The following is a 13,451-nucleotide window of genomic DNA, read 5'->3' on the forward strand; positions in this document are numbered from 1 at the left end:
CGGGAGTAATTCCCGTTTGATTGTTTCTGAAATTTTCCACAGTTAAAGCACATTAGACCAAATGCGAAAAATATTTTACATTATACAGATTTTAGGGCTATTGATTCTGTTTACAGGATGCAATGACTTAATATATGACGATCTGAGCGATTGTGAACAGGGAGTGAATTTTACGTTCTACGCACAGACACCATGCCAAACTGGTCCGTCATATCCTGCCGAAATAAAGCAAGTTCGTGTTTTTGCATTCGATAGCAAAAATATTTTAGTTGAGGTCTACGAAGATAAAAGTGCTGTACTAGCTCCCGAATATTTATTGAAGACATTCTTCAACCAACTTGGTACTTTCACTTTTGTGGCATGGGGTGGAACAGATCTTGATTCGTATGATTTTAGTTCATTCGAAAAAAATAAAACAACAAAAGACCAGATGCTTGTTTCTTTGAAACGTCAGTCTGATCAATTTCCGGCTAATGCTGAGCCTCTATATTATGGGGTTTCTGAGCCGTTAACTGTAATAGATCGTACAGATGAGGGTTCTTTCTTCGATCTAGTAAAATTCAATATGCAAGAACTCACAAACCGAATTACATTCAATATACAAGGTTTATCCGAAACTGCAGATTATAGCGTGACTATCACGGACGATAATGGTGTGTACGACTTCGATGCCAATTTTGCTCCAGACTCTCGCTTCGATTATATAACAGATGTATATCGCGATCAAGGTAATTTGCTTGCTAACTTCTCAGTAATGAAATTAGCTGAAAATCGCAATACGCATCTTACAATTAAAAATATAACTACCGGAAAAGTAGTTTATGAAGTCAACCTAATTGATGATTTGATTCTATACACAGGTGATACGGGTATGAAGCCTCCATACAGCTTAGAGTGTGATCATGATTTCATCGTTATAATCAAATTTATTGATGATCCAGAAGGAGATGAAACTCATATAAGATTAGAAGTCAATGTAAATGACTGGAATGTTATCAATAGAACAGTAATACTTGGATTAGAATAATAATATAAATATGAAAAGAACTGCATTATACATATATTCCCTCGTTGTCGGGATTCTCTTGATGGCTTGTAGTGAAGATGGAGAAGCCAATGGCACAGATCCAAAGGTGGCTACGGTAGTTCGTATTCAGACAACTCTGGACTTGGGTGGAAGTATGTCTTCGACCAGAAGTCTCACTAAAGCAGCTGGAGAAACTGAGGATGGAAATACTGATTATAGTGAAGGAAAAGAACCTGGTAATGATGCAGAAAATAAAGTAAGCACAGCTCGTCTAGTAGCAGTCAATCCTCAGAGTGGTACTATTGCTAAAAATATTCTATATCGTTTGCCTGGAGAGACATTGGGGGCAGGCGAAAAAGAATTTGCATTTGATTATGATCCGAGTGTCGGTAAGATGAAGCTTAATCTTGATATGGAAATTATGAGTGGCAGCTATCTGTTTGTTCTTATAACGAATGAAGAAGCTTCATGGAATCTGGGAGCTGTTACTAGCTATTCGTCACTACTAAGTACTGCCGGCAATTTTTTGAATCCAATTGTAAAGGTTGATGATCTAGACGAAAAAGTAGTTAATAAATCGGGGATACCTATGATTGGACAAGCTGCTATATTGGTAAAACCGAATTCGAATGCTACGGCAGAGAATCCTCAGATAATAAACGATCCGATAATCGAATTGGAGCGTACAATTGCAAAAGTAGAAGTTTCGATACGAAATACTGATGATGGCGCTAATGTTATAGAAACGGCAAAACCATATCAGATAAAAAGTGCTACGCTGTTCAACGGCAATCAGAGATATAACCTTTTTAAAGAAAATAATGCAGCAGTCACAGAGGATTACAGCGATTATGTAAGTGCTGTTACGCATACAGCTGGCGCACTATTCACGAAGCAAAACATATTCACAGGATACATTGCCGAACGAAAAGGTATAACTGAAGACAAGGCTACAAAAGTAAGAATCGTAGTAGCAGCTAATGGTAACGACTACGAGTATGACATCCCTCTTTTCCAGTACGAAGATGCTGCCAAAACTAAGAAAAACTACGATATCCGTCGCAATACGATCTATCGTTTAGGTACAAGATTGGTCGGTAAAGAACTTTCTTATGAATTGGAAGTGTACACAGCAGTAGAAGGATGGGAAACTGTGAAAATTGGTGTATTAGAATTACCTCCTGTTGACTTTTTGAATCTTGATACTAAAACAGTCTATTTGGGAACAAATCTTGCAGGAAATCATGTAGAGAATATTTATTATAGTTCTAATCTTGTATACATGGGGTTTGAAGCAGATGGGATTGCAGGTGCGAACGTTGACGACCAATCAGAATATTTAGAGGTGACAATACCTAAAAATAGTTTCAAAGCGGGCGATAATAAACCTCTGAAGCTTATTTATGGCAAAAATGGCAAGATCGTACTGTATGTAACCATCATGGTAAAAGCAATAGAGAGACCGGAATTAAAATGAGAACCGTTAAGTTAGATAAGATGAAAAGATATTTCTTATATATTATTTCTATATTCCTTATTTGTTTTTCATCGGGATGTGTTGATGACAGCCTGATTGATGATACTGAATATAAAGGTAAAGCAAACATTCGCGTATTTACCACCACTCCCGAAGCCGAAATTGCAAAACTTGAAACTAAAGCAGCTCACGAAAATGATTTACCTACAGAAGCAGCGGTTAATAGCTTGATGGTATTGGTCTTTGAAGATGCAACTGATGAGGCCAAGTTGCTTCAGATAGAAAATGTTACGATGACGAATGAATATGATGGTACTGTTAGTTTGTCAGGTAGAAATAATGTGCATATTCGTCTCGTTGCAAACTATGATTTACCGAAAAGCCTTAAAGGTAAGACTTGGAGCGAAATCCGCACATCTCACATATATAATGTTGATAATTCGACTAGCCAAACTTTTCCTATGACGGCCGATATTCCTAATTTCGATATCAAGCTCAATAATCATATTGGGAAATCGGAACGTATAAAGCTAGTACGTGCAATGGCTAAATTAACATTGAACATTAGTGGTGATGGCAATTTTAATTATTTAGGGAACAAAATACAACAGATCGAAAAACAAGGATATCTGTTTGCTCAAGGATTGAATGACTATACAGGACCAACATCTACTACCAGTAGATATAATGAAACAGAGTATAACAAGAAGAAAGTTACTTATACTCCCGAAAGGAAGAATACTGGTAAAGACCAGAAAACTCCTCTGGATACACGTACCTATGTATTGATAGAAGGTACATATAATGGGGTGAAAAGCTTTTATAGAGTAGACTTTGGAAGTCGCAATTCGAGTGAAGAAATGGAGTATAAAGACTTCAAGCGAAATACGAATTATTTGCTTAATGTAAATATTGTTAATTATGGTTTTGCTACAGAAGAAGAAGCTATAGCTGCGCCGGTAAATTCTGACATTATAGAAGTATCCATTGTCGAGAGTTCAGCTTACGAGCTTCTTGTCGACGAATCGGGACACTATCTGGGTGTATCCAATAGTGTCGTAATGATACGCGGAAAATCACAATATATGTCTGATGGATTTGAAGGAGAACCGCAGGACCATTCTTATGTTTTTACTACTATCACAAACGAGAAAACCAGTGGATGGGACGAAAAGGATATTGAAATAATTAGTACTGATGGTATTGATATAAATGATTTAAAAATTATAGTGGTAGATAAATACGATGAAGATGGCAATCCTATATCCGGGATGAAAGAATATCTATTGACAGGTAAAATCACAAGTGTTTTCTATGAATCAGATCAAACGGTGGAGCCTGAAAATGAGACATATGGCTATGCTACTGTGAGTATTCGTTATGGCAGATTGGTGAAAGAAATCACAATATTAAGATTTGGATACTTAGACTGCACCTTTGGATATAGATCTTTAGGAGCACTTTCCGAAATTTCGGTAGCTACCATCAAAAAACACCGTATGGCAGATGGTAACTTTTTCGAGAAACCTATTGATTGGGTTATGTTAGCTGAACTTGAAGGGAATTGTAAACTCGCAGATTATGGAAACTCTGAAAATCAAACCATTCACAGTACTAGTACTTCTGGAGGAATTGTTTCTTTACGCTTCAGAGAACATTTAGATGGATCTGCTATGGGTGTAAAATCAGCCAATGCCAAAAATGAAGGTTTTCGTTTCGCTGATGCCTATTATTCATATTTTGATAGAACCGTAAGGTATAAGTTAATTCTGGCACAAGCTAATGCTGACTTGAGTGGATACTTTGGCGGAGATTTTAATGTGCCTTTAGTCGATGAAGGAAAAGAGCTTGAGGTTGATGATGGTGATGAATATGATAGTTATCTTGTCAGTAATCGTATTTATAGAAGACAACTAGGTGTCACCTGCTCAGATTTAGGTCCATCTGATGGTCAAGAATTATGGCATTCGCCTTCCAATAGACAGCTGATAGGACTATGGTTGACTAACAATAGCAATAGCCAGAGGGTAAACTCAATAACAGACCCTGTAAATCCACCAATTGACGGTCACATATATGTTAGATCGCGTGCTGCAGGATATACTCAAGCCCATCATGACTATTATTATAGTACTGGATTATGGGGCAATGGTCAAGCTAACACAGATATAACAACACTTACTCAATTTAGATATCTTTATTTATATAAACTTGATCGCAGTTGGCATATAGATTTTATGAATGGAGAATCTACAAGATTTGAATATGGACCTGTTTATGTCCGCTGTGTTCGTCGCTTGCCTCACGATAATATTCCAGTAGATATACGAAGTAAAGTAACAATATCTCCTGTTTCGAACAAACAAGTAACGATGGACCCTGCCGGTTATTTGAGTGAAGATTATTTCAATCAAGAAGTTGGTAATCCGATTGCACGCAAAATAGAGGTGCAACCAAAAGTGACTGAAACAGATCAAACAACTATTTATATTGCCAAAGGTAAAAGTTGGGAAACGCCTACTAAGTATATTGAAAAAGAATATACATTAGCAAATGCTTATGCAAAAGCTACAACAGGAGAGAATCGTTTGCCGACACAGCGCGAGTTGCTTATGATTTATGTATATCACAAGTTGTTGGTTAATGCTGGTATGGAGCCTTTCTATAAAGACGAGGCAGATGGTTATTATGATCCTACAGCAGGAGGCTCAACAGATAAGCCTAATAAGCTTCTATATAAAATGTATCGTTATCCGGCTACCAATCATGATGCCTATCTACATTGGTATTGGACATCTACAACTGATGGTGGCCAATTTACAGGCAAGGATAATGGTTCTGTCATACCTCACCGTGTTAGCTTCCATTTTGGCGATGTAAATCGCAGAGGGGGAAGTGAAACTACATCAATGGATCACTATCGGGCAGTGAAGACAATTCAAAAACAATAATAAAAAACTTGTAGCGTCCCTATTTACGGGACGCTACGATATAAGTCATCTGTTGCTTGACCAGCCGAATTCATATCACTAAAAAGGTATGAATAGTAAGAAAATTAAAAAAGAATATCAAGAAGGTAAAAATGATATAAGGAACAGTAGAGGTGTAAAACGCCCTATTGTAGTTTTGTAAAGTTTGTGTTCTAGAATGCGTGAGTTGTGATAATTCGCGCATTCATTTTATTTTATGTAAAATAAATACTCAAAATCAATATTATGCAATTTAAACAATAAAATTGTTAAAAAGGCTAATGCAAATAAATTTTTAGACTAAATGCATTATCAAAATTTATTTGCAATTGACAAAGAAAATCCGAAATCTACATTAATAGTAGGAAAGCTAAAAATAAAGTTATAATAAACAGAAATAATCTGCTTAATAAGCTGTATATCTAAAGATTTGAATTATTTTTGTATCAACAAACATTAAGCTACGCAATTAATAAGCTATACCCATATCATGAGTAGATCTTACGCCTTTACACTATTTTTTTTATTATTATTTCCTTTTCTATTGTATGCTGATGACACCAAGCTTGAAGCAGATAGCTTACTATTGATTGTTCGCAATACTGAGAAAAGCAAGCAGTTGGAATTACTCAACGATTATGTCGATCTGCATCCTGCTAATATAGAGCTGATTAAAGCGCTGGAATTGCAATCAGCTATAGAAAATAATTTATTTTATCAGGTTTTAGCTAATCGGAAATATATATATTACTATGCTATTGTCGGAGACAGGGATTCAATGAAAGTCTATCTCGATCGTACTAATAAATCTCTTAATCGCTTGATGGAGGAGGGTGACTATAGCAGTCTAAGCAAAAAAGACAAAATAAAGTTTCAGCGCGCCAAAATAGTTGTAGTAGCTACTAAGGTTACTATATATATCGACGAAGGCAAATACAATATAGCCCTGAATGAGTTGAATAAGGCGATGAATGATCCAATTATAAATTCTACGCAAGATTTCAAAAGTCAGGCTTATAGCCTTATGGGCATTGCTTATCTGTATACAAAGAAGAACTCCGAAGCTTTAGATTGTTTCCTGAAAGCAGATGAAATTGAAAAAGAAGTAGAAAAAGAGAATAAATCGAAGGATACTTACATTGGTAAATACCGCTATTATTCATCAATGGAAGGAGCCGTAATTGCATATAATGCGTTGAAGCGGTATCAAGAAGCATCCGATTTATCCCAAGAACTGAAAAATAAGATAGAAGACGAGTATAGACAAGTTAAAATATTGCATGGCGATAATTCCAGTGATGATTTTGTTTATAATTTTATGAAAAATAGAATATTATGTTATTCTGCATTAGCAAACGTTTATCTTAAAGACTATAAAAAAGCTCGTAAAGATCTGGATGAAGTGAAAAAATATGTACCCACAATCAGTGGAAGCTCTATTCATCAGGATTTCGATATATATTATACTGTAGAAATTGAATATTATTTGTCAGTAGGCAATTTCGATCAGGCTAAAAATATAGCAAAATCAATGACCGATAGGGTTACTGCCGAAGAGCACACATACACCTATATGAAATCCCATATTCTTTTATCAAGAGCATTAAACGAAGAAGGAAGAAGTAAAGATGCCTACGATATCCTCTACGATCTGTATAATGTAAATGACTCGATTAATGCGGTCAACTTTTCGAAAGAATTTGCCGAAATGGAATCGAGATATGATTTGGCCGAAGCTAAACTCGCAATAAGTGAAGCTAATTTAAGATTAAAGAATACTCAAAAGCTGTTACTTGTGTTTGGCATATCTTTCGTATTGGTTATCATTATTGCTATTATCATTTGGCGAAATAAAAAGCTATTGAAGGATAAGAATATATCGTTGTATAAGCAGTATAAGGAAATAGAAGCACGGAATGTTGAGATATTGAAACTGCAGTCGATAAATGTTGGTCTTGATGAAACTCAAGTTGAAAAAGAAGAGGTTAATGAAAAGGAAAATCAGCAAATATCGATAATCAAGGCCTTAGATAAATATTTATTGACAACTCAAGCATTCTTAGATCCTAGAATATCAAGAGAAGATGTTGCTCCTAAAATTGGTACTAATAGGCAATATCTGATAGAAGCCATAAAAGACCAAACTGGCAAAACATTCAACGAATTTATATATACTTATCGTATCAAATATGCTTATAACCTGATTGTAAATAATAAGAATAAAACAATATCAGATGTTCTCGAAGAGTCGGGTTTTCATTCACGGGCAACGTTCTACAATGCATTTAAAGAAATATACGGAATGACTCCAAGTGAGCTGAGAAGTATATTGGAAGATAAAAAAATCAGAGATAACACAAATCTGTCCAGATAAGACAATCTAAATTATTCGTATTATGAAAATTTATTGGAGAGTAGGGGGAATTTGTACTTTACTTCTGATCGGTATAATCAGTTGTAAGAAAAATGAGATTAAAGTAGAAAGTACTACTACGCAAAAGGTATTTGTTATGCCCGAAATTCCCGATTTGATAGTAGATGATGCTGCAAGGATAAATTATCTGATCGAGAACTATTGGAGTCAAATGGATTTTAACGATACATCGTATGTGCATTATCCCAAAGTAACAGATCAGGCGATAGTAGACTATATTGATATGTTAAGAACTTCAGACGATACGTTGCTTGTAAATAAATCTGTTGCGAATTTTTTAGCTGGAGTTTCAACAGATAGTAGCGGTGTTTTATTTAACTATCTGATTGATGTATTTACTAGATATACAAACAATTCGAATTCGCCTGTCAGGAGTGAGAGGTTATACAGACTGTTAGCTCGAAGTGTGATCACCAGTGACTATCCCAGGTTAGATATGGCTCTCAAAGAGAGAATACATTTCGATCTGGAAATGATAAATAAAAATAGAGTAGGGCAGAAAGCTAATGATTTCCAATTTATACTGGCTTCGGGTAAAGTTGGGAGTCTTTATAAAACGAATGCACAATATACAATTTTATTCTTTTATGATCCTGATTGTAATGTTTGTAGCAATTATGTGGATATCTTCAATAAACACACTTTATTGAATTCGTATATTGAACAAAAAAAGATAAAAGTATTAGCTGTTTGTGTGGAAGATAAATTCGAACAATGGAAAAATGATATTGAAAAGCTACCTTCTACATGGATCAAAGCTTATGACATAGAACAACAAATTACGCGTAAAAGAATATATTCTTTGGATGTCATGCCAATGATGTATCTATTGGATAAAGATAAAAAAGTGATACTGAAAGATCCCGAATTGTCAGAATTGCTTGGTTGGATTGATAATCAAGAAAAGAATTAATTAGTGTTCTTGCCTATAAAAAAGGCGGTCTTTGAAAAACTTCAAAGACCGCCTTTTCATATATAATTAATAAATTACCTTAGTCGATTTTTATCTCGTCAATGAACAGATGTCCTGTATGTTTTGGACCAGCTGCCCATTCAGGTTGAGCACTTATGCGCTTAGCTGTAATTTTGACAAACTTAGCCTTTGTCTCGTCAAACTTAGCCTCTACAGATGAAGGCCCAACGTGGATACCATCGGCAACAGGTGGGTATTTCTGTGAAAATACTTGAGTGAAATTTTTATTATCCATTGAAGTTTCAACGATTAATTCTTCGAGGTTAAAAATCCAACTGGCAGGATCGATAAATGTACCAAGTGTTATTTTTGAAACTAGTTGAGCTTCTTCAAGATCTATCGTAGCAGTTACATCACTATCGTATCCGATCCATGTGCCATCAGAGTACACTCCCGAACCTAATTCTCCATCAACTAAAACTGGAGCACCACCATATGCATGATTTTTCCATGGCTGAGGATCCAAAGTTATAGGTTTGAATGTAGCCTTATTCAGATCGATGTTTTTTTCATATATTCTACTATTTGAATATCCGTTATCACGTAATGCAATTGCTTTGATGTTAGTAGTCTTATTTATCTGAATTGGAGATTCATATAAAGTACTACTACTAGAAGGAACACTGCCATCTGTAGTGTAGTATATCGGAGCATTGTCGAAGGTAGAAAGCGTTAAAGTTGCGTCTTTACTTTCAGAATTGAACGCGTAGTCGGCAGTAATGTCGAAAATATATGTTGCATAATTATAGCCGTAGTAATCATACAATTTTGTCAAATTAGCGAGTCGAGGTAAAAAGTCTGCATAGTCTTTTTTGTCAGGCATAGTCCATTGTACCTCACATAGTGCCGCCATACGTGGTAGAACCATATGTTGTGCCTGTTTGAAACTCTTGATGTATTCAGACCATAAATTAGCTTGAACACCTAGAATATGTTTTTGTTTGTCTAATGGCAATTCTTCTGCTACAGGCTCGTAGCTATATACTTTTTCGACTGGAACAAATCCTCCGATTCCAAAATATTCGTCGTTTAGGTTAGCTGATTGATAATAATCGAAATACATGAATGATGTAGGAGTCATAATCGCGTCATGCCCTTGTTGTGCAGCGATTAGTCCACCTTCTGTACCACGCCAAGACATGATAGTGGCATTTGGTGCTATACCACCTTCCAGAATTTCGTCCCAACCTATTATCTTACGTCCTTTGTCGTTGATGTATTTTTCAATACGTTGTATTACATAGCTTTGCAATCTTTGCTCGGCAGTATGGCTTTTGTCTGCTTTTAAACCTAATTCTTTTATTTTAGCCTGACATTTAGGACATTTTTCCCAATGTGCTTTTGGGCATTCATCGCCGCCAATATGAATATACTCGGATGGGAATAATTCGATGACTTCATCAAAAATATCTTCGAGGAAAGGGTATATATCATCATTGCCAGCACAAAGCACGTCGTCAAATACGCCCCAAGTTTGAGCTACTTTGTAAGGACCTCCTGTACAGCCTAAATTTGGGTATGTTGTCAATGCTGCAAGCATATGTCCCGGTAAGTCTACTTCAGGAATTACTGTGATGAAACGATCTTTAGCGTATTGGATAATTTCCTTAACTTCTTCTTGCGTATAGTAACCTCCGTATGGTTGACCATCATAAACACCACTATTTTTACCGATAACAGTTTGTTCTCTCATCGAGCCAATTTTTGTTAGTTCAGGGTATTTTTTTATTTCCAAACGCCAGCCTTGGTCATCAGTTAAGTGCCAATGAAAACGATTGATATTGTGCATGGCCAACATGTCGATGTAAATCTTTATCGAATCTATCGAAAACATATGTCTAGCTACATCCATGTGCATTCCACGATAGCTGAAGCGAGGAAAATCTTCGATAGATACAGCTTTAAATTCGACCGAACCGATATTTTTGCCTGCAGGTATAGCTTTACGTAAGGTTTGAACACCATAGAAAACGCCAGCTTCTGAGGTTCCGTCAATAATTATTTGATCTTTTGTGACAGCTATTTTATATGCTTCCGGATTATCCGAAACATTTTCATTTTTTAGAATAATAGAGTTTTGATCAATTTTTTGATCTGTGACGCTGACTGTGATTCCAGTGTTTAACTTTATGTACTCTGCCAAAAGATCAGCAGTCTTTTTATTCTCTGCCGAATGTACTATCTTCGTAGTATTGTTAAGGACGAAACTTTCAGCATTGCGAAGTTCTATTTTTTGTATTTTGGGGACAATGTTATAAGTCGCATCGACTTTTTTAGTTTGTCCACAACTGATCAGAAAAAATATAAAACTGAGAACAAAGAGATACTTGTATTTGTATTTCATAAACTTGGGTGTATTAAAAAGATGTTATTTTGGGTATTATGATTTATGATAATGACAAATATATCTGTATTATTTTGAATACCCAAATGTTTTGTAATCGTATAATCGGTTGATAAGTTATACTTAAATAATACTGACTAGAATAATAAAATTATAAATCTGAATCAAATAACCATGAAATATTTTTATTTACTACTGTGTAGTACCTTGTTGTTTTTCTATTCGTGTGATAAACATGTTGAATATAGTAAATCTATCATTCCAGAACCTTTCAGAACTAAAGTTGTAAGTGGCTCTTTCCAATTGATTGCCAGTCCGAAAGTTTATACTGATCTGAAAGATGAAGAGAAAAATGTAATCCTTAATTATTTTGATACGTATATTGCGACTACACCTATTGATGAGAAAACGGATGCAATAATTAAACTGTTGACTAATGATTCTTTCGATGATGAAGCTTATAAGTTGACGATTTCAGAAGATGATATTTCCATCGAAGCTAAAGATGGAAGAGGGATCTTCTATGGAATACAATCTTTTTTACAATTATATGACGTAAACGAAGATCATACGATACCTTGCATGGTAATTGAAGATAAGCCGCGATTTGAATATCGAGGATTTATGTTAGATGTGTCAAGGCATTTTGCTTCAGTCGAATTTATAAAGAAGCAATTGGATGTGATGGCTTATTTCAAATTGAATACTTTCCATTGGCATCTGACCGATGGTGCCGGTTGGAGATTAGAAATAAAGAAATATCCCGAGCTAACCGAAAAAGCAGCGTGGAGACCTATACAAGATTATCGCAAATGGGGTGAAAATGGAAAGCCTTTCTGTACGAAAGATCATCCAACGGCTTATGGTGGATATTATACTCAAGAAGAGGTGAAAGATATAGTTCAGTACGCAAAAGAACGCTTTATCACGGTAATTCCCGAAATAGAAATGCCGGCTCATTCAGAAGAAGTGTTGGCAGTATATCCTCATTTGTCATGTTATGGTAAAGGAGGAATGAATTCGGAGTTTTGTATCGGAAATGAGGAAACGTTCGTTTTCTTGGAAAATGTATTATCTGAAGTAATTGAGCTTTTCCCATCTGAATATATCCATATAGGTGGCGATGAAGCCGGACAAGATGCTTGGAGAAATTGTAAGAAATGTCAAGCTCGTAAAGCTGAGAATAAGCTTAAAGATGAATATGAATTGCAAAGTTATCTTGTAGTAAGAATTGAAAAATTCTTGAATGAGAAAGGGAAAAAGCTATTGGGTTGGGATGAGATTCTGGAAGGCGGCATAGCTCCTAGTGCAACAATCATGTCGTGGAGAGGAGAAAAAGGAGGTATTAAAGCTGCACAATCAGGACATAATGTAGTTATGACACCTGGGGAATATTGTTATTTCGATAGTTATCAAGATGCTCCGCCAACTCAGCCCGATGCCATGTCTGGTTATTTGCCTCTGAATAAAGTTTATGGATATAATCCTATACCTGATATTCTGAAAGAAGATTCGATATATATATTGGGTGTTCAAGCCAACTTATGGCGTGAATGGATAGTGACTGACGAACACACAGAGATGATGATGTATCCGAGATTGTTGGCTTTAGCCGAAGTAGCTTGGACATATCCAGGCAATAAGGATTTGGAAAGTTTCAGAGAAAGAGTTATTCCGGCTATAAGTAATCTAAGATCAAAAGGTGTCAATGCATATGATATAGCCAATGAGGTAGGGGAACGTAAGGAGTCGTTTGAAGATGTTAATCATTTGGCATTAAACAAGCCAGTATCTTATACAAATAAATATCATGAATCATATGCCGCTATGGGGGATAAAACTCTGACAGACGGAAAGCTTGGCACATGGTCGTATGGAGATAAAAGATGGCAAGCTGTACTGGAATCAGATTTCGAAGTCGTTATAGATCTGGAGAAAGTAATGCCTATTCACAGCATTCAAGCAACATTTATGCAACAATACCATGCTTGGATATGGTTCCCTACGCAAGTTGATATTTATGTGTCGAAAGATAATAAAGATTTCGAATTTCTGACTACTGTAACACACGACTTATCAGAGGAGATAACGGGATATCATTTGAAAGATTTCGGATGGAATGGTAATGCTGAGGCTCGTTATGTTAAATACAGTGCAAAGATTGTAGATAGAGCAGGGGCGTGGTTATTTACCGACGAAATAATTATACGATGACTATATTTGAAAA

General features: G+C 35.7%; 7 protein-coding genes. 6 read left to right on the forward strand and 1 reads right to left on the reverse strand.

Annotated elements, in window-relative coordinates; genetic code table 11:
* Positions 1 to 61 precede the first annotated feature (61 nt).
* The 5 genes from C1A06_RS06640 to C1A06_RS06660 all read left to right on the forward strand — a co-directional run bounded on the left by C1A06_RS06640 (position 62) and on the right by C1A06_RS06660 (position 8,820).
* Entirely contained in the window at positions 62 to 1,027 is a 966-nt protein-coding gene (locus tag C1A06_RS06640; RefSeq protein WP_101689464.1) for a FimB/Mfa2 family fimbrial subunit, read from the forward strand.
* Positions 1,028 to 1,037: 10 nt separating this feature from the next.
* The gene (locus C1A06_RS06645) at positions 1,038 to 2,504 is read left to right on the forward strand and encodes a hypothetical protein (RefSeq protein WP_145996356.1); all 1,467 of its coding nucleotides are present in this window, start codon (positions 1,038 to 1,040) and stop codon (positions 2,502 to 2,504) included.
* Positions 2,505 to 2,524: 20 nt separating this feature from the next.
* On the forward strand, positions 2,525 to 5,455 hold the full coding sequence (locus C1A06_RS06650; RefSeq protein WP_159461388.1) for a fimbrial protein: 2,931 nt from the start codon (positions 2,525 to 2,527) through the stop codon (positions 5,453 to 5,455).
* 508 nt (positions 5,456 to 5,963) lie between these two features.
* Positions 5,964 to 7,847, forward strand: a complete 1,884-nt coding sequence (locus tag C1A06_RS06655; protein WP_101689467.1) for a helix-turn-helix domain-containing protein — start codon at positions 5,964 to 5,966, stop codon at positions 7,845 to 7,847.
* A gap of 22 nt (positions 7,848 to 7,869) precedes the next feature.
* Positions 7,870 to 8,820 (forward strand): DUF5106 domain-containing protein, encoded by a 951-nt coding sequence (locus C1A06_RS06660; RefSeq protein ID WP_101689468.1) that lies wholly within the window; start codon positions 7,870 to 7,872, stop codon positions 8,818 to 8,820.
* Positions 8,821 to 8,899: 79 nt separating this feature from the next.
* Here C1A06_RS06660 and C1A06_RS06665 read toward each other — a convergent pair whose 3' ends face one another.
* Positions 8,900 to 11,224 (reverse strand): glycoside hydrolase family 20 protein, encoded by a 2,325-nt coding sequence (locus tag C1A06_RS06665; RefSeq protein WP_101689469.1) that lies wholly within the window; start codon positions 11,222 to 11,224, stop codon positions 8,900 to 8,902.
* 174 nt (positions 11,225 to 11,398) lie between these two features.
* On the opposite strand from C1A06_RS06665, the gene C1A06_RS06670 reads away from it, so the two are divergent.
* On the forward strand, positions 11,399 to 13,438 hold the full coding sequence (locus C1A06_RS06670; RefSeq protein ID WP_101689470.1) for a glycoside hydrolase family 20 protein: 2,040 nt from the start codon (positions 11,399 to 11,401) through the stop codon (positions 13,436 to 13,438).
* The last annotated feature ends 13 nt before the right edge of the window (positions 13,439 to 13,451 follow it).

The sequence above is a fragment of the Dysgonomonas massiliensis genome, assembly GCF_900240225.1.
GTDB classification, from domain to species: Bacteria; Bacteroidota; Bacteroidia; order Bacteroidales; family Dysgonomonadaceae; genus Dysgonomonas; species Dysgonomonas massiliensis.